Source organism: Flagellimonas marina (genome assembly GCF_042651185.1).
GTDB classification, from domain to species: domain Bacteria; phylum Bacteroidota; class Bacteroidia; order Flavobacteriales; family Flavobacteriaceae; genus Flagellimonas; species Flagellimonas marina.
Window position 1 is genome coordinate 214,481 of sequence record NZ_JBHSCL010000002.1, and the last position, 19,489, is coordinate 233,969.

Consider the following 19,489-nt stretch of genomic DNA (forward strand, 5'->3'; position numbering starts at 1 on the left):
ATGAAAAAAATTGACGGAAAGGCCCTTGTCTATTGCGAAGGGGCATTCAATACACCCAATGGAAAAACGGCCCATGGACTCGTCCGTTTTACGGAGCGTTATGAGGTGGTCGGAGTTTTGGACAGCACCTATGCCGGCAAAGATGCTGGAATGGTACTGGATGGCAAACCCAATGCTATTCCCATTTTTTCAACGATTGAAGAAGCGATTGAAACCTTATTCGCTAAAAATCAAACCCCGGATTATTTGGTCATTGGCCTGGCTCCAGATGGTGGTCGATTGCCAAAATCTGCCAAGAACACCATTAAGAAAGCCTTGCAACTGGGCTGGAACGTGGATAGCGGCCTTCATGATTTTCTCACCAACGATGCAGAACTTGTTAAACTCGCAACGAAGAATGATTGTACTATTCGAGATGTGCGCAAAACTCCAGACCGTGACAAGCTTCACTTTTTTACAGGTGATATTGAAAAAGTGGATTGCTTAAAATTGGCCGTTTTAGGCACCGATTCCGCTTTGGGCAAACGAACCACTTCGTGGTTTTTGGTCCACGGGTTCAGGGATGCTGGCTACAAGGCTGAAATGATTGGAACTGGGCAGACCGCTTGGATGCAGGGTGCTAAATACAGCATGATCATGGACAGCTGCATCAACGATTTTGTATCCGGTGAAATTGAACACGCTGTGGTCAGTGCCTATCGTAACGAAAAACCCGATGTCATTGTCATTGAAGGCCAAGGAAGCTTGATGAATCCGGCGTATCCCGGTGGATTTGAAATTTTGGCCGCAGGCCGACCCGATTATGTTATTCTACAACATGCCCCCAAACGGTTGGAATATGATGGCTTTCCCGGGTACAAAATGCATTCCATCCAAGAACAAATCAACGCCATCCAAGTGATTTCAGGGAAAGAGGTGATTGCCGTTACCGTAAACCATGAGAACATGGAACCATCGGAAATCCTTCCAGCCTGTAAAGCATTAGAAGAGGAAACTGGACTTCCCACTTTTGATGTTTTGGCACATGGTGCACAAGACCTCATTGCGTTACTCAAAACCAAGTTGAAGCCATGATCATCACCAATATTGGGTATGAGCGATTGGAATTGGAGCTCCTTGTCCCCTATACCATTGCCTATGAAGAGATTTCAAAGGCCACCAATTTTATCCTTAAAATAGAGACGGATGAAAATATCGTGGGGTTTGGTTGTGCGGCGCCCGATGTAGCGGTCACCCATGAGTCGCCGGATGATGTGGAACAGGCCATTAAAAATACTATCATCCCTATTTTAAAGGGGAAGAATCCCTTTATGGTTTCAAGTATTTTAGAGGAGCTTTCGCATCAATTGTCGCAAAAATCGTCGGCATTGGCCATGGTTGATATGGCCCTTTTGGATATTTCAGCCAAGAAAATGAAAGTACCTTTATATCAATTTTTGGGTGGGTACCGACATGAAATTGCAACGAGCATCACCATTGGCATCCTTCCTCTGGAAGAGACCCTAAAACTGGCATCGGAATACGTAAAACAAAAGTTCTTTATTTTAAAAATAAAGGGCGGGCTTTCTTTGGAAGGGGACATTGAAAAACTGAAAAAACTTAGGGAGACCTTTCCCCATATTCAGCTTCGGTTTGATGGAAACCAAGGGTATACCGTTTCTGAAACCCAAGCGTTTGATGAAGCCGTAAAAGAAATGAACATTGAAATCCTGGAGCAACCCACAAAACCGGGATTTGATGAGCACTTGGGAAAAGTAAAAAACACACTGGACCTACCCATTATGGCGGATGAAAGTCTAAAATCGGTCAAGGATGCCTTTCGTTTGGCCAAAAACCAACGGATTGACATGGTAAACATTAAACTCATGAAAGTTGGGGGAATCCATGAGGGAATGCGTGTGAACACAGTGGCCAACGCCGCCAATCTGGAAGCCATGGTGGGCTGTTTGGACGAATGTGCGCTTGGCATTTCAGCCGGATTGCATTTTGCTCTTTCACGATCCAATATAAAATATGCCGATTTAGATGGACATTTAGAATTTAAAAAAGACCCTTTTTCAGACTTGTTCCATCTTAAGAACGGGATTCTCCGTCCCAATCAAAACCCAGGACTGGGTCTTTTGGACTGGTAATATAAACCAACCCCTTCACAGAGGTTTTCTTCTTCTACGCGCATTTTTAAGTTATCCAGTCAAAACCCATATCCATCAAATCATATGGGGCTATGGTCAATTGGTGTCGATATAGGCCAACATACCATGGTACCTTGCCATCCAGTAAACTAAATTTTGAAAAACCCTTAAAGAAAAAATCTATGAAACTTTTAAAATTCATGGGCGTAGCCCTAGTAGCAATGGCTCTTTGCCTTTCCTCTTGTTCAGGAGAGGATGGAAAGGATGGTATTAATGGTCTTGATGGTGTTGATGGAACCAATGGCATTAACGGCACTAATGGAGCTGATGGCGCGGATGGAGCTGACGGTCAAGATGGAATGGATGGCATGGACGGCCAAGACGGAGCTAACGGTGTTGGTTTTGACGAGCTTACCAAATTTGGTTATATAACTCTGGAAATGGACGGCACACGAGTAGACAATGTTGCCTTTCAAGATTCTACCTCCTTCAGGTTTAGCCCCATCAATGCTGATCAATTGGCACAACTGAATTTTGTGAACTCTACTGAAACCGAAGAAGGTTATGATTATCAATTTAACATTGGACGCTTCCTCAGTGCACCTGATAACGTTTATCAAGAGAGCACATTCCATTTGAGCCTTAATGTCAGTAATCCTGGTACTGAAAATGAAACCATAAACAGTTTTATATATGCTGTTGGCGGATATGCAGTAATCGGAGATGACAACAAATATTTTGTGTTGAACAGTAGCTACGATGTCATTAGTGATGAAAATGTATTTAATGTTGAAATAACTGATATCACTTATGATGCCGAGACCAAACACCTCACCTTTAATTACGCTTGGACGGTATCTGCACTTGGAAATGGAACAGGAAATGAACTAAATATGTCTGGAATGGTGGATGTAATTTTACTTGAGGAGGTAGAAGAAGCTCCTAATAATAATATCTAATTTTCTAATAGCTTACCATAAAAAAGCCAAGGCATTTTGCCTTGGCTTTTTTATGTGGTCAAAACGCTATTCTTCTTTTCTCTTCAATGAAAACACCACGCCCATAGCCAATGCTACCGCAATGAATGCCAACGAAACCCATTCCGGTACCTCAACATGATGGGATAAAATCAACTTTACCCCCACAAAGAACAAGATTGCAGAAAGACTGTATTTGAGGTATTTGAACCGAGCCACCATATGGCTCAAGAAGAAATAAATGGAACGTAGGCCCATCACTGCCAAAATGTTGGAACTGAACACCAAAAATGTATCCGACGTAATCGCCAATACGGCGGGAATGCTGTCCAACGCGAAAAGTACATCTGTGAACTCTATCACCACCAATGCCAATAAAAGTGGGGTAGCCATTAATATCCCGTCCTTGCGAATAAAGAATTTCTGGGATTCTATGGAATGTGATACTGGAATAATCTTATTCACCAATCGAAACACAATGGAATCTTTTGGTTCATAGACTTTTTTACTTGATTGTAGTAATCGTAATGCTGTAATCACCAGAAACCCACCAAAAACGTACGTAATCCATATAAACTTTTTAAGAAGGGCCACACCTAAATAAATAGCTGTAATCCGAAAAAATATAGCGCCCACTATCCCCCAGAAAAGTACTCTATGCTGGTATTTTTCCGGTATGGCAAAGGATGAAAAAATCACTGCGATTACAAAAATATTATCCATGCTCAGGGACATTTCCACCAAATACCCCGTGATGTATTTGAGGGTTGCATTCCATGCTGTTAAATCATTTGGGTTTTCTATCCATTGATTCCGGTAAATAAAATAGACCAAAATTGAAAATGCCAGTCCCAAACCTATCCAAAACATGCTCCAAGTAGTAGCTTCCTTTAAAGAAATGGCATGGGCCTTCCTATTAAGTACACCCAAATCAAAAATCAGCAATAGCGCAACGGCCGAAATAAAGAGTATCCAAACAATCATTAAAACATAGAATTTACAGCAATACAAAACTGTAAAAAACAGTTTTCAAAACCATACCCATTGTGAAATAATTAAGCAAATAAGATAAATCAATCGTCTATGGATACCGCTTTTTACGAAATGCCATAAATACACTACATTTAGCGCCATGCACTATTGACTATACATGACACAACTGAAAGCACTCATCAAAGTTTTAGGCCCTGGTTTACTATTTGCCAGCATGGCCATTGGTACATCCCACTTGGTGCTGTCCACTAAAGCTGGAGCACAATATGGATGGATCATGGTCATTCCCATTGTATTGGCCAATCTTTTAAAGTATCCTTTTTTTGAATTTGGGGTACGATACACCACCGTAACCGAAAGAAGCTTGGTGGAAGGTTACTTAAATCTAGGAAAAACCTACCTGTGGATCTACGCCTTTGTGACCCTGATTTCCACGTTCACCATTTTGGCCGCGCTTTATGTGGTCACTGCTGGACTTTTTATGAATCTTTTCCAAATTACAAGCATGGGTGCAGGCGGAATTGCCCTATGCCTTTTCATCTTTATCAGTTTGCTCCTCATTATTGGGAAATACAAATTCTTGGAAAACTCTTTAAAAGCTGTCATAACCATATTGTTTGTCGCTCTTTTGGTAACAACAGTCCTTGTCATTCAAAAAGGGCCGGCACCCAGTGCAGAATCATATCAACGTCCAGAAATTTTTAATGAAGTCGGCATTTTGTTTTTAATCGGATTGATTGGCTGGATGCCCACCGCTGTTGAGGCTTCGGGCTGGGTGAGCATGTGGAACATGGAAAATCTAAAGACCATGAAGGACAAGCCATCCCTGAAACTTGCCCTCCAAGAGTTTAATGTAGGCTACATTTTAACTGCAATCTTGGCGGTTTTCTTCTTGATCATTGGATGGATGACCTTATATGGCACAGGTACGGAACTTAGCGGAAGCGCTGTGGTCTTCGCCGACCAATTGGTAAATCTATTTACCGTGCATATTGGGGATTGGGCCTATCTTTTTATTGCCGTAGCTGCCTTTGCCACCATGTTCAGTACGTGCATGACCGCCCATGATGCCGTTTCAAGGGTCAGTGTTGATGTTCTTGCCAAATTGTATCCCAATGCCGGAGCATTCAAGAATAAAAATGCTTTTGCCATCACCGTAATTATCATGGCCATCATCAATTGGCTCGTTATCAAAGTTTTTAGTGCCAATATGGCCAGTTTGGTCTCCTTGGCCACCTTTGTTTCTTTTGTACTGGCCCCATTATTGGGTTGGATGAACCTTAAAACCGTAATGGGCAATGATATTCCCGGCATCCACAAACCCAAAATAGGCTTACAGATTCTCACGTGGTGTGGAATGGTATTTCTTTCGTTATTTGCGCTGTATTATTGCTGGATGATTTGGTTCTAATTGAAAAGTACGTTGTCGTTCAGTACCACAATCAAAGACCTTTGGTTTTGCTTATGGAGCATTTCTAAACAGAAAACTCCGTTGGTGCAATTATTCAGAATTTTGTCTTCTCCATACCCAATGGAATATAGAATGTTGCTCGCAGGGACACCGTTTTGAATCAGATATCTTTTAATGGCATCCGAACGGCTCTGTGTCAACCTAAAATTGGTGGAACTCCCTCCCCTACTGTCCGTATAAGTTTCAATTCTTAATTGGGCCGATGGAAAACTTTTAATAAAATCCACCACTTTATCCAATTCAACTTCAATTTCTGGGGTCAGCTGGGTATCGTTGTTACCAAAGTAAAACTTTTTCATTTTTACAACCATTTGCCCCTCCTGTTCCTCCACCAAATCATCATAGAGTGAAATACCAATATCAAAATCCGTATTTTCCAATCCTTCCAAATCATATTCCTTAAAACGCTTGGTAAATCTGGAGAAATGGTCTTTGGTAGATTCTAATACAACTTCTTCTTCCCATGGAATTTCCAATCTGTAATTTCCATCTTCATCGGAATAGGTCTCAGCCAAAAGTTCACCACTGTCGCTTTTTAATCGAACTACAGCCTTGTCTACAACTTCGGAAGGGTTGTAAGGCTTCATAACTTTTCCCTTGATAGCGATTGTCTTCAGTCCTGGTTTTTCGTCCACCTTAAAGCCATAAATATCATCCTTTCCCTTTCCGCCAGATCGGTTGGACGCAAAATAGCCCAATAGCCCCTCTCCTGCATTGCGCATAATCAGTCCAAAATCATCTTCAGGTGAATTAATGCCCATTCCCAAGTTTATGGGAATGCTAAAGCCCTCTCCTTCCATGTTCGATTTATAAACATCCATTCCCCCTAACCCATAGAACACATCTGATGCAAAGTACAAACTCCCTTCAAACATAAAAGGTGCTATTTCGTTGCCAGGGGTATTGATGCGGGGACCCAAATTAATTGGAGCCGACATCACCTGACCATTGTTGGTATACACGTAATAAATATCGGTGCCGCCGTAGCCATCTTCAAAATTGGCCGAGAAATATAATTTTCCAGAGGCTTCATCGTAATACGGGTAATAAAAAGATGTACTTAAATCCTTTAGAAGCAATTGAAATGAACCACCAATGGTCTGTTTTCCAATGGCCAAGGCATTTTTTCCGGTATTGTCGAACGCAAGCTCACCTTCTTGAGTATTGGACAATACATAGAATATGCTCTTTAAACTTTCGGAATAAAATGGAGTGGCCTTATGAAATCTTGAACTACCAATCTCGGAAAAAGGTGCTACCCCAGAAATCTGCCCATCGACCTGTAGCCGCGCCGAATAAATATTGAAATAGTCTTCGTTACCAGGCTCGTATCTGTTGCCTTTTTGTTGAGGGCGCCCGCTGGTGAACAGTAGTTGTTCTTTGTAAAACGCAGGAGCAAAATCGGTCTGTGGACTGTTTCCCAACAAGTTGAAGATTTGATAATCCAAGCCAGGGTCCGCCGCTTCGTTTCCCAATAACTGCTGATTAAACTCCATGTTTTCCATCAGTTCTTTTGAAAAGCTTGATGACATTGTGGACAAAAAAGCTTCTTTTCTCTCTTTATTGGTCGTCTTGGAGAAGCTCTGTAGCATTTTATTGAAATGATGGCTTCCCATCAAGGTGTCTTTCTTATAAAGCTCTAAATACATTTCAGAGGCCTTCTCAAAATTGTTGGTTTCGAAATAGGAATCCGCCAAATTCAAAAATTGCTGTTCGGACAAAACCCCTTCCCTTAATTGGTCTTCATACGCCGTTATGGCCTGCTGGTATTTATATTGAAAAAAAAGATTGTCTCCCTTAGACTTTTTCTGACCAAAGCAGAAAACCACGCCCAAAAGGGTTGCCAAAATTGTTAGCTGTATATTGTGCGCCTTGCTCATGTTAGAAAAATCTTGGAGAATCTATCTGTTTTCCTTTATCATTTGTCTTTTTGTTCTTGTTTCTTGATTTGGAACCGCCTGAACCAAAACCACCTCGACCAATATAGAATTTTAATATGGCCTCATGCGAGCCTCCACTATATTCCCCCAATCCGTTGGTATTGTAATCATACGCGTAACCAATAAACATGGCATTGGATATCTGAAATCCTGCCAAACCGCTCACCGCATTGTCAAAACGGTACGAAGCGCCAATGGTAAGGGCATCTATAAACTGAAAGTTGGCCGATAGGTTCACATTTACAGGGGACCCTTGAAGGTAATTTACTAAAAAAGCCGGTTTAAACTTGGTCCTATCCGATATCTGGAACACATAACCCCCAATGGCATTGAACTGCATATTGTCCTCCACAATGGTGGCCACTTCATCATTATAAAGAGCATTGGTCAAAAAATTGGGAACCGAAACACCTAAGTACCAATCCTCTTCATGGTACATAAAAAGTCCTGCACCTACGGTTGGGTAAAAGTTGGTATACTCCCCACCCAAAATGGACTCATCCGATGGGTCAATAAAGGTACCCTTAGAGTAGTCGATATTCAAGGAAGAACCACCAGCATTTAATCCAAATGACAATTTGGTGTCTTCGGATAGTTGAATTTGATAGGAATAGGCGACATCAAAATAGGTTTGTGTCGATGGACCGAGTTGATCGCTCACAATATTGATTCCCAATCCCATTTTTTCATTGCTGAACGGAATATTGGCCCCTCCACGTATAGTGGTCGGTGCACCTTCAATATCCACCCATTGCGCCCTGTACAGGCCAATGACCTCTGGACTCTCCACGGTACCGACATAGGCCGGATTAAAACTGCCAATGTTGTACATGTACTGGGTGTATTGGGGCTCTTTTTGGGCATTAGCCAAACCGATGGCCAAAAGCAGCACTAAAAGAACAATTCTGTATTTTGACAAACCTTTTTTATCTGGCATTTTAGTTGTTCCTTACAATTTGAATCCATCCCTTTACTACTTCCGTTCCATCTCCATTTAAATCAAGAATATAAAAATACGTCCCTTTGGGCAGATCACCATTTTTACCTGTTCCATCCCAAGAACTATCATACCCATCCATCTGGAATACACTGTTCCCATAGCGATCAAAAACCTCAAGAGTGTTATTTGAATATTGTTCGTGACCCACCAATATCAACCTATCATTCTTACCATCACCATTGGGTGAAAAGATATTGCAAATGGTTCCGGGGTCTTCACAAGCACTTCGATTTACCTGAACAGAAACTGTTGATGAATTGTTATCGGTTACGGTATTGTCCGAGGGAAGGGATGAAACCAATGATGCCGTATTCTGGAAGGTCCCTGAAGCAGTGACAGCTACTGTAATCTCCAGAGTTGCCGTTGCCGTTGTCGCGCTCATTTCGGGAATGGACCATTCACCAGTTTCTTCGTCATAGGTTCCTAACGAAGCCACATGGGAAACATATTCAAAAGCATTATCCAACACATCGGTCACAACGATATCCAAGACTCTTTCCATATCCACATTTTCGATAGTAATGACAAACTCGATTTGCTCACCCAAAAGAGGCTCATCTTCATCTACCACTTTTGTAATGGCCAAATCAATATCCATTGGGTTACAATCCACGGTCAAGAACGGGTCACAAGCATCCAAGGGATCCGTAGCATTTTCGGGAACTGCGGTTGTACTTGGATCATCAACCACCAGCACTTCCTCGCCATCCGTTAATCCATCACCATCTGTATCAGGGTTATTAATATCGGTACCCAAGGTATTTTCTTCTGAATCCGTTAGACCATCACCATCCGTATCCACATTACAATCGCTCACGGATATGGTCACTTGAACCGAATCATTGGTACAAGGGCCAATAGCACCCGTCGTCGTGAACTCAAACACGTAATCCCCAACGGGCAAACCGTCAAAATCAATTGTATTTCCGCTTCCTATGGCCAAAGAACCCCCAGATGGGTCGGTTATAATTGTCCAAGTTCCAGCATCCGCACCCGTTAAGGTGGCATCCAAATCAATGGTATTAGGTCCTCCAAGGCCTACCGTGTTACAGGCAACCGTATTGGTTGGGGTGCCCGCTGAAGGGGTATCATTTATAGTTGCCACCACTTCCACTCGGTCTGAAACACATCCATTGGCAGTGGCCTCCACATAAAATGAGGTGGTGGTTGAAATGGAAGGCGTAATGAACGTGCCACCGCTTCCTAGCATGGCGCCTCCAGTGGGCGCATCAAACCAGTTGATAACCCCATTACTGGCTGTGGCCGTCAAGGTCAATGTACCTTCACCACAGCGTTCATCCCCTTCAGTATTTGTTATGGTGGGAGTTGGAAAAAGCTCTAAAGTAACTGTAACCACAGCACTGGGGCAATTGTTTATGGCATCCCAAAAAAATCCGAAATAAGAAGCTGGGTTAGTAACCTGACTATTTCGATGCTGATCCGTCTGTAAAGGGTCTGGATCTGTACTCCATCTCAATTCAGTTCCTGGAGGAGCAGCATTGGTCACATAATCATCCAAATCCACTAAAAGCTCCTCCCCACAGAAAGTTGTGGGCTGGGTCAAATCAAGCGAAGGTGTAGCACCATCGGCATTACAAGGAGCCGTATTCTTGGCAACACTATCATTGGCAATTGGACCAACCCCATTGCCATTGCTAAGTGTAACTGCAAGCGTAACATTTCCGTCTTCAACACCACTAACATTGATTCCCGTAACGCTTTGAGTTGGAGAACTAATCAATCCTGAGCCCATCACTGGAGTTCCGCCTGCATCACTTGTAAAGGTATAATCGTATATCGCACCGACTACCGCATTTGTAAAAGTAAAGCTAACAGCTGTCTGGTTACCATCATCTATGGGATCTTGGTTTATCTCAACAGTATACCCTGAGGGAACTACCGTATTTTTAACAGCCATATCTGATGTTGGAGGCCCCTCATTTCCTAAAGCATTGGTAACAGTTACTGTTAGCGTAATGATTCCATCAGGCAAACTGCTAAGATCTATACCTGTTATTGTATTATTAGGACTTCCAACAGGTCCAGTTCCTGTAACCGGAGCACCTCCACCATCACTAGTAAAGGCATAGTCATATGTTGTTAGAAACGATGGAGCTCCAGAAAAAGAGAAACTTACATCATCTTCATTCGTCAAATTTATGGGATCTTGGTTGATGGTTACTGTGTATCCATCCGGAGGTGTATTGTCCTCACTTACGATGGTTACATCGGCACTGGCTGGAATGCCGACGTTATAACCGGCACCTGAATTAAGAGTGACTGTTACCGTTTCATCCAATTCGACAAGGGAATCGTCTATTGGGGTTACTAATATAGTAGCTGTTTGCTGGCCATTGTCAATAGATACAGTACCCGAAAGCGTGTTATAGTCACTCCCAGGAGTTGCATCCCCACCAACTGTATATCCTACAATAATTGCAGAGCCCGTATTGTTGATTGCGCCAAGGTTCACCTCAAAAGAACCGGTTTCCGTTCCCAATTCTGTAGCGGTATCATCACTTGCTGTAACCGTGGCAATTCCCGTATCATCATTATTAATTGTCCCCAATCCCGTACCATCGTTAATCGTTGCATTGGAAACTAAACTCAGTTGTAGATTGAATGTTTCGTTTAGTTCAATATCGGTATCACCATTAACCACAACGGTAATAGTTGTGCTTGATTCACCTGCGTTAATCTGTCCCGTACCAGATGTAGCCACATAATCTGTTCCTGCTGTAGCTGTGCCGTTAGACGTTACATAGGAAAAACCTATGTTCCCGGCCGCGTTACCGCCGCCGTCAACGCTCACCGTGAAGATGAAGTTCGTCGCCCCCGCATCGCCCTCCGCCAAGGTCACGTCCCCGATGCTTATCGAATCCGTATCGTCATTGGTGATCGTGCCGTCACCGGTATCGTCCGTTATCGTGGCGTTGGTCGGGTTGCTCAGCACGACCGTAAAGCCCTCGTCAAGCTCAACATCGGTGTCACCGTTCACCTGTACCGTTATTGTAGTGCTGGGGGTGCCCGCGGCTATCGTGCCAGTACCGCCGACTATCGCGACGTAGTCCGTGCCCGCCGTGGCGGTCCCGTCAGAGGTGTCCACATCAAAGTCTATCTGGGCGGCAGCGTTGCCGCCGCCGTCAACGCTCACAGTGAAGATGAAGTTCGTCGTCCCCGCATCGCCCTCCGCCAAGGTCACGTCCCCGATGCTAATCGCATCAAGGGCAACATCGTCATTGGTGATCGTGCCGTCGCCGGTATCGTCCGTTATCGTGGCATTGGTCGGGTTGCTCAGCACGACCGTGAAGCCCTCGTCAAGCTCAACATCGGTGTCACCGTTCACCTGTACCGTTATTGTAGTGCTGGGGGTGCCCGCGGCTATCGTGCCAGTACCGCCGACTATCGCGACGTAGTCCGTGCCCGCCGTGGCGGTCCCGTCAGAGGTGTCCACATCAAAGTCTATCTGGGAGGCAGCGTTGCCGCCGCCGTCAACGCTCACCGTGAAGATGAAGTTCGTCGCCCCGGCATCGCCCTCCGCCAAGGTGACGTCCCCGATGCTAATTGCATCAAGGGCAACATCGTCATTGGTGATCGTAACAGTAGCGGTATCCGTAATATTCACAGGGACAAGAGCTCCTTGAAGATTGTCCATGAAAATGGTCAAAGTTTCATCTAATTCTACAGTAGTATCTGTGGTGGGAAGAACGTCAAATGTCTGTGTTTCCCCAGGAGTCCCAGAAAAATTAAGGGTAAAACTTGTTAGTGGAGTATAATCACTATTAGCAGTTGTCGCTGTACCATCACTGGTGTTTACATCCACTGAGAAAGCGCCTCCTGTGGTAATATCCAAAGTTGCTGTTAGCGTGATGGCTCCATCGTCTTCATTTCCGCTAACATCTTCAATGGTTATTGTCTGCCCAAAACTTGTCGCTATTCCAAAAAGCACAAAAGCTATACACAGAAATAAACCTTTGCCATATTCTGCAAGAGTCTGTCTTAAGGTTTTTTTTTGGGAGGTTACCATCACCTGTATATGCGTTTCAGTTTAGTTCGTAAATGCCATGTTTAGGTCGGTGAGTTGGGAATCTCAATATTACAAAAAAGGGCAACAATCCCCATAACCAATCGGTTCAAATCTTGGTTAAATCGGATAAACTGCCTGAGTTATCTAGGAGAGTGCCGCGGAACTGGTTTCGGAATCTGGGTTTATCTTTTTCACCAAACCTTGCAATACTTTGCCTGGGCCCACTTCCACAAAGGTTTTAGCACCATCCTTCACCATTTGTTGTACGCTTTGGGTCCATTTTACGGGGGCCGTTAATTGTAAGATTAGGTTCTTTTTGATTTCGTCAGCACTTGAAATTGCAGTAGTAGTCACATTTTGATAAATAGGACAGCTGGGAACGCTAAACTCTGTAGTTTCAATGGCTGCAGCCAATTCTTCTCGGGCAGGTTCCATCAACGGGGAGTGAAATGCACCGCCCACAGGCAACAACAAAGCTCTTCTTGCTCCGGCCTCCTTTAATTTTTCACAGGCAATGTTCACTGCATCCACTTCACCTGAAATCACCAATTGCCCAGGACAGTTGTAGTTGGCCGGAACCACAATACCTTCGACTTCTGCACATATTTTTTCCACAACAGCATCGTCCAATCCCAAAACGGCAGCCATGGTGCTGGGCTTTAGCTCGCAGGCTTTTTGCATAGCAAGTGCACGCTGGGATACCAGTTTTAACCCATCCTCAAAATTTAAGGTGCCGTTGGCTACCAAGGCGGAAAATTCACCTAGGGAATGCCCCGCGACCATATCGGGTTTAAAACGGTCGCCCAAAACCTTGCTCAAAATCACAGAGTGTAAAAAAATGGCTGGCTGGGTTACTTTCGTTTGTTTTAAATCTTCTGCGGTGCCTTCGAACATGGTATCGGTAATGGAAAAACCTAAAATTTCGTTAGCCTGCTCAAACAGTTCTTGTGCTTGGGAGTGATTCTCATAAAGATCTAATCCCATTCCAACAAATTGCGCGCCTTGTCCTGGAAAAATATATACGTTCATAATAGTCGAGTTTTTTGAGTGCGTAAAAATAGGGATAATTTAGACTCTTAGCTGTTTGGACAACTTGGATCAATGGATTATTAAGTTCTTAACCTTCCTTGAACCAACTGGAATACATTACATAATTGTTGGCAATTCGGTCTATCTCCCCAGAACTCAACTCTGGACTGATATCTTTAATCTTTTTGGCAGGCATTCCGGCATAAATACTGCCAGCCTCTACATGGGTTCCTTGGGTCAGAACAGCACCAGCGGCGATAATGGAATTGCTTTCCACCACGCAATCATCCATAATAATACTACCCATGCCCACCAATATATTATCTTTTAGGATACAACCATGCACAATGGCATTATGGCCAATGGAAACGTTGTTTCCTATAATTGTGGGTGATTTTTGATAGGTACAATGAATCACGGCGCCGTCCTGCACGTTTACCTTATTCCCCATTTTAATGTAATGCACATCGCCACGGATTACGGCATTGAACCACACACTGCACTGGTCGCCCATGGTCACATCGCCCACAATGGTGGCGTTTTCGGCAATAAAGCAATCTTTTCCTATTTCTGGGGATTTACCCCTTACGGGTTTGAGTATCATATTTTTATTATTCGAATCAATTCATTTATTCTGCTTTAAGCCATTCTAAACCGTTTTTTCGACTCCACTCAGGAACCTGTTTGATGGCCTACTGAAAATACGACAATAGTTCAGCTTTTTTAGAGGCAGAAACAGATAGTTCCTTGCCGTTGGAAAGTATCACACTGCCGCCCTTGCCTTTCTTATATTTGACCACTTCAGCCACATTTACCAAATAGGATTTGTGTATTCTGGCAAAGGCATAGCCTTGAAGGGCTTCTTCAAAATATTTTAGTGTCTTGCTCACCAAAATCTTTTTGTGCTCCAAATAGATTTCTGTGTAATTGTCATCAGCTTTACAGAAGAAAATGTCGCCTACATCCAACACTTGAAAACCATCTTGTTGTGGTAATGTTATTTTCCCTTCAGTCTTAAGGGGCGCAGTTTTTAACACTTGACCTTCCAACGCATTTTCTTTTTCCTTAATGGCCTTTACATAATCCACCGCTTTGATCAATTCATCAATATTGATGGGTTTCATCAAATAATAAGCGGCGTGATGGTTAAGGGCATCCATGGCGTATTGATTGTAGGCAGTAACAAAAATAGCCTCAAACGTTCGGTCTGGAATCTTGTCCAACAAATCAAAGGCATTGCCAAAAGGCATTTCCACATCCAAAAATACCACATCGGGCCGGTACTTGTTGATTAGCGTTATTCCTTCTTCAATATGGGCAGCTTCACCCAACAATTTGACACCATTACAATATTTACTGATATAATTTCGAAGGATTTCCCGGCTATTGGCTTCATCCTCCACTATGATCGCCTGCAGTTCCATTAGTCTTTTTTTAGCTTTAAGGTCACCTTGGTCCCTGTTTGGTTATCATTTAGGTTTGCAATGGACACATCCACTTTATTTTTGTACATATCGTTCAGGATTTGTATGCGCTTTTTAATGTTGCCCATTCCTTTGGATTTTTGTTTTTTCTGATTGCTGGTCTTCAACTCGGCCGATTTTTTTCTCCCAATACCATTGTCCACAATCGTAATCTCCAATAAGGTATCGGTGAGTTGTTTTAGGTTGATTTTTAAGAATCCCTTTTCTTCCTTATATCGCAACCCGTGCCAAATAGCGTTTTCAATATAGGGCTGCAGCAACATTGGCGGAATCTGAAACGCATCCACATCCACTTGCTCATCAATATTGATAGTATAATCGAACTTGTCCGAAAAACGGGAATGTTCCAGTTTTACATACAACTCCAAAAGTTCCAATTCTTTTGAGAGCGGAATAAAATCCTCCTCTGAATTTTCCAACACGCTGCGCATCAACACAGAGAATTCACTTAAAAACCGATTAGCGCTTCTTTCATCGCTCTTGGCAATAAAATTGTTCACTGAATTGAGTGCATTGAAAATAAAATGTGGGTTCATTTGGGTTCGCAGGGACTTCAAGGCCAAAAGGTTGTTGGCCAACTTTTGTTGTCGATTACTGCGATAGTACAACAAAGCGGTCAATGCAGTGAGTAAAATTCCAAAGACCAAGGAATAGATAATCCATTTCTGACGCTTGCTGGTCTCTTCAAAAAGTTGCTGCTCAGTAACCGCCAAACTATATTTACTTTGGTTGAGTTCACGCTCCTGCTCCAAGCTTGAAATTCGATTTTGTGTGTTGGCAATTTCTCTATTAAAACGGGCAGCCTGCGAAAGCTCCTGTTCCTTTCTAACATATAGGCTGTCCACCACGGCAACGTAATCTTGATAAGATTCCAGGGCCTTTGTAAAATCCCCTTTGTTTCTATAGACTTCTGAGAGTTGTCTGGTGGCATCCTTTTGCACAATCAAATCGTCCTCTTCATTGGCTTCCACAATACTTTTTTCCAAATAAGGTATGGCCTCATCCAACTTATCTTGTGCAATGTAGGCATTGGCGATTTTGTAATTGATGCGCTGGGAAGTAATCGTATCCGAAACTGAAACCCCTCGACTTTCCACACTTACCTTGGATTGGGGCAACTGTTGTAACTCGTTCAGGCTTTTTTTGCGCAATTGAATCTCATCATCGTACCGGTTTTTTTGATTATAGAAATCTGCGACTCGCTCACTTTCTTGAATCAATCGCTCCGGAGCCACCCTTTTGGAAAGGTTTAGACTGTTTTGATAAAAACCCTCCGCTTCGACCACCCTATTTTCACTGGCATAGGTATCGGCTATCTTTGAGTTGAGGTCGATGACCTTTGGAGATATCTGGTTTTTTTCCGCTACTCGCAGCCCTTCTTGGTAAAATTCCTGTGCCCGTCTTGGATTGGACATACCAATGTTCGCATCGCCCATGGCTTCATAAAGTTCCACCCGCCGATAGGGCACCATGTTCTTTACGTCGAGCAAAGGAGACAAAGTGGTCTCGGCCTTTTCAAACTCCCCATGCAACACATAGGTTTTGCCCAAAAGGAGTTTTGTTTTGTTGGAAGGACTGGCAGCAAGCGCATCCTTAAAATTGGTGATGGCCAAGTCATATTGCTTGTGATACATGTAGATCTCTCCCAACGCAGTGAGTGAACTGGACAATTCTCTCTTATTACCCAACGCATCCAATGATTCCATGGACTGGGCAATAAAATCGATGCTTTTTTCCAAATCTGACTTTTTGTAAATGTTGGCGGAGTCCAAGAATCGTTGATGAGCCTGTGCTGTACTTAAACCGGCTCTATTCTCTTTCTTTGCAGTTCCCAAGACTTTACTTGAGGTGCGCTTGCCCTCTTCCTGAGCAACACCTGTATATGCCAGAATCAAAAAAAAGAATGCTATTAGTTTTCCCTTGGCCATATATTCCTATACTACATAGTAAACTTACTTCATCCCAAGCGTATTAAAAAATGGTGTAGCTTCAAATAATGGGTCAAAACAACTCCTTTTTCCGCCTATACGCAATCAATTGTACCACTTGCTCACTGTAGATGACCGTTCCCTCATTTTGGATTTTTATTGAAAAAAGTTGCAGGTACTTTTAGCACATCATTCTAAAAAATTGAACCATGAACTATTTGAAACATCTATTCGGAACAGCACTTTGTATACTGGTAACGGTAACATCCTACGGTTGTAACCTAAAAGCCAAAGAACCCAACAACACAGCCTTGATTTCTACGTCCATTTCTGAAAAACCAGCCAAGCAATATGTAAAGATTGCCTTGCTGTTGGATACTAGTAACAGCATGGATGGACTCATAAATCAAGCGAAAGCGCAACTTTGGGATATTGTAAATGAATTTACCCACGCTAAATGTGGCAATGATGTTAGACCGTCTCTTGAAATTGCCCTTTATGAATATGGAAACGACAACCTTTCCTCTCGCGAAGGGTATATAAGACAGGTCATAGGTTTTAGCAATGATTTGGATGAGATTTCTGAAAAATTGTTTTCGCTGACCACCAATGGCGGCGAAGAATATTGTGGCGAGGTGATTCAAACCTCTTTGAAACAGTTGGATTGGGGTAAAAATACCGATGACCTTAAAATGATCTTTATTGCGGGCAATGAACCCTTTACCCAAGGCAAGCTCAACTATAAGGATGCCGCACACAACGCCAAGGAAAAGGATGTCATTGTAAATACCATTTTCTGTGGGAACTACGAACAAGGCATTTCCACCATGTGGAAAAATGGAGCGACATTGACTGGAGGTGATTATATGGCCATTGATCACAACAGGCAAGTGGTTCACATCAACACTCCCTATGATGACGTCATCATTCGTTTGAACTCCAAATTGAACAACACTTATATTTCCTACGGAAGTTTGGGGAGGCAAAAGAAAGCCCTGCAAAGTGTTCAGGATAGCAATGCCGCAGAAATGGAAGCTGCCGTAGCGGTAAAAAGGTCGGTCAGCAAAAGTTCAAGATTGTATAAGAACTCACAGTGGGATTTAGTGGACGCCATTGAAGACGACGAGGAAATCCTGTCAGAATTGAAGGAAGAGGAACTTCCCCAAGAACTTCAAGGAAAATCGGAAAGTGAGATCAAGACCTATATAAACAAGAAAAAAGCAGAGCGCGAGGATATTCAAAATCAAATCCAAGAGCTAAATGCCAAGCGCGAAGCCTATATTGCCGAGCATCAAAAAGAAGAAACGGGAGAATTGGAAAATGCCTTGTTGAGTGCCATAAAAACACAGGCTTCCAAGAAAAATTACACCTGGGATTAGACTTAGGTTGTTGTGTTGAACAGTGAAAGATGGTCCATCCCAAACGATGGGCCATTTTTAGTTGTTGGCAGCCGGACAATAACAATCGTAACGTTTGCCTTGATCGCTCTGTCCAAAATCGTAGCCCAAGGTAATCTGATGAAAACCACCATTATCAAAACGGATGTCCCCAGATTGGTAGGAATAGTTATAGGAAAACAAAAATCGATTGACGTTAACACCAATGATTGGGGTGAACAATTGCAATCGCTGCTCTCCAAAACCACCATTGGTCTGAAATTGGGCTCCATCAAAACTTCTTCGGTAGGATAATCCTCCCCAAACCGTCCCAAAACTTACGTCTTTATATACCTTGGCATTCAAATCGATGGTCTTTTCTTTGGTAAAATCAGTCATTTGAAACAAAATGGAGGGCTCAATCCGAGTGCTCCTCCCAAATACATATCCTACTGACAGCAAATACCTCCTTAAATTGTCAAACTCGGCAGCGGTGTACAAATCTCGTCCACTTCCCAGAACATTCAAGATGGCGGCATGGGCGTAAAACTCGAAAAGGTTATATGAAGCTCCCAGGTCCACGTTAAAATAACTGGTCGTGTTTTTTACTCCAGTTACTGCCGGATCGGGAATGACCGACCTGAACTCAGTTTCATCCAAACTGCTCAGAATGACACCTGCACTCAAACCAAAAGATAACTGGTTCAAGGTTCTAAAATCTCCAGCCAGTTGCAAATGGTGTGCATACGTTGCCTTAAATCCGGTTTGCGAATGATACCCATTGGCGTCGTTGAAAATAATACCCCCAACACCGCTCCGTGAGCCTACACGAGAATTCATGTTAAACGTCTGCAAACTGGGCGCTTCGTCCACGTTGAACCACTGTTTTCTGGCAGTAAGACGAATTTTGGTTCCTTCGGCAATCCCTGCCATGGATGGGTACACCAAGTAATAGTTGTCCGACAGGTAATCAAAATAAACCGGAATACCTTCTTGAGCCTTGGCTGCTAGCCCAAAAAACAGGCTGATGATGATTGAGGTTAGGTAGCGTCTCATGTGACGATTTTGGGCTATGATTGAGGTTTAAGTACAATTAAACAATAAGATAACGGTTGATGCACCACATTATTAT

14 protein-coding genes are annotated in these 19,489 nt (G+C 43.1%); 5 read left to right on the plus strand and 9 right to left on the minus strand.

Annotation, left to right across the window (positions count from 1 at the left end; all coding sequences use genetic code 11):
- The 3 genes from ACFOWS_RS01155 (at window position 1) to ACFOWS_RS01165 (ending at window position 3,091) form a co-directional block, all read left to right on the plus strand.
- Window positions 1-1,074: a DUF1611 domain-containing protein gene (locus ACFOWS_RS01155; protein WP_379762095.1), complete on the plus strand. Its 1,074-nt coding sequence runs from the start codon at window positions 1-3 to the stop codon at window positions 1,072-1,074.
- A complete protein-coding gene (locus ACFOWS_RS01160) occupies window positions 1,071-2,132 on the plus strand; it encodes a mandelate racemase/muconate lactonizing enzyme family protein (protein WP_379762096.1) in 1,062 nt (353 codons plus the stop codon). The genes ACFOWS_RS01155 and ACFOWS_RS01160 overlap by 4 nt, the downstream gene beginning before the upstream one ends.
- A gap of 182 nt (window positions 2,133-2,314) precedes the next feature.
- Complete coding sequence (locus tag ACFOWS_RS01165) at window positions 2,315-3,091, plus strand: hypothetical protein (RefSeq protein ID WP_379762097.1); 777 nt, start codon at window positions 2,315-2,317, stop codon at window positions 3,089-3,091.
- Window positions 3,092-3,157: 66 nt separating this feature from the next.
- Here the strand turns inward: ACFOWS_RS01165 and ACFOWS_RS01170 are convergent, their stop codons facing one another.
- The gene (locus ACFOWS_RS01170) at window positions 3,158-4,093 is read right to left on the minus strand and encodes a TerC/Alx family metal homeostasis membrane protein (RefSeq protein ID WP_379762098.1); all 936 of its coding nucleotides are present in this window, start codon (window positions 4,091-4,093) and stop codon (window positions 3,158-3,160) included.
- Window positions 4,094-4,259: 166 nt separating this feature from the next.
- On the opposite strand from ACFOWS_RS01170, the gene ACFOWS_RS01175 reads away from it, so the two are divergent.
- Complete coding sequence (locus ACFOWS_RS01175) at window positions 4,260-5,513, plus strand: NRAMP family divalent metal transporter (RefSeq protein WP_379762099.1); 1,254 nt, start codon at window positions 4,260-4,262, stop codon at window positions 5,511-5,513.
- Here the strand turns inward: ACFOWS_RS01175 and ACFOWS_RS01180 are convergent.
- The 7 genes from ACFOWS_RS01180 to ACFOWS_RS01210 all read right to left on the minus strand — a co-directional run bounded on the left by ACFOWS_RS01180 (window position 5,510) and on the right by ACFOWS_RS01210 (window position 16,981).
- Entirely contained in the window at window positions 5,510-7,453 is a 1,944-nt protein-coding gene (locus ACFOWS_RS01180; RefSeq protein ID WP_379762101.1) for an OmpA family protein, read from the minus strand. The two genes, ACFOWS_RS01175 and ACFOWS_RS01180, sit on opposite strands and share 4 nt — an antisense overlap.
- 1 nt (window position 7,454) lies before the next feature.
- Complete coding sequence (locus ACFOWS_RS01185; RefSeq protein WP_379762102.1) at window positions 7,455-8,450, minus strand: PorP/SprF family type IX secretion system membrane protein; 996 nt, start codon at window positions 8,448-8,450, stop codon at window positions 7,455-7,457.
- Between the two features lies 1 nt (window position 8,451).
- Window positions 8,452-12,540, minus strand: a complete 4,089-nt coding sequence (locus ACFOWS_RS01190) for a Calx-beta domain-containing protein (RefSeq protein ID WP_379762103.1) — start codon at window positions 12,538-12,540, stop codon at window positions 8,452-8,454.
- Window positions 12,541-12,684: 144 nt separating this feature from the next.
- Window positions 12,685-13,569 (minus strand): ACP S-malonyltransferase, encoded by an 885-nt coding sequence (gene fabD / locus ACFOWS_RS01195; protein WP_379762104.1) that lies wholly within the window; start codon window positions 13,567-13,569, stop codon window positions 12,685-12,687.
- Between the two features lie 88 nt (window positions 13,570-13,657).
- A complete protein-coding gene (locus ACFOWS_RS01200) occupies window positions 13,658-14,173 on the minus strand; it encodes a gamma carbonic anhydrase family protein (RefSeq protein WP_379762105.1) in 516 nt (171 codons plus the stop codon).
- A gap of 88 nt (window positions 14,174-14,261) precedes the next feature.
- Window positions 14,262-14,993, minus strand: coding sequence for a LytR/AlgR family response regulator transcription factor (locus ACFOWS_RS01205; RefSeq protein WP_379762106.1), 732 nt, complete (start codon window positions 14,991-14,993; stop codon window positions 14,262-14,264).
- Window positions 14,993-16,981, minus strand: a complete 1,989-nt coding sequence (locus ACFOWS_RS01210; RefSeq protein ID WP_379762107.1) for a tetratricopeptide repeat-containing sensor histidine kinase — start codon at window positions 16,979-16,981, stop codon at window positions 14,993-14,995. The genes ACFOWS_RS01205 and ACFOWS_RS01210 overlap by 1 nt, the downstream gene beginning before the upstream one ends.
- 209 nt (window positions 16,982-17,190) lie before the next feature.
- Here ACFOWS_RS01210 and ACFOWS_RS01215 point away from each other — a divergent pair, with 209 nt between their 5' ends.
- Complete coding sequence (locus ACFOWS_RS01215) at window positions 17,191-18,360, plus strand: VWA domain-containing protein (RefSeq protein WP_379762109.1); 1,170 nt, start codon at window positions 17,191-17,193, stop codon at window positions 18,358-18,360.
- A gap of 57 nt (window positions 18,361-18,417) precedes the next feature.
- Here the strand turns inward: ACFOWS_RS01215 and ACFOWS_RS01220 are convergent, their stop codons facing one another.
- Entirely contained in the window at window positions 18,418-19,413 is a 996-nt protein-coding gene (locus ACFOWS_RS01220) for a PorP/SprF family type IX secretion system membrane protein (RefSeq protein WP_366584954.1), read from the minus strand.
- Window positions 19,414-19,489 lie beyond the last annotated feature (76 nt).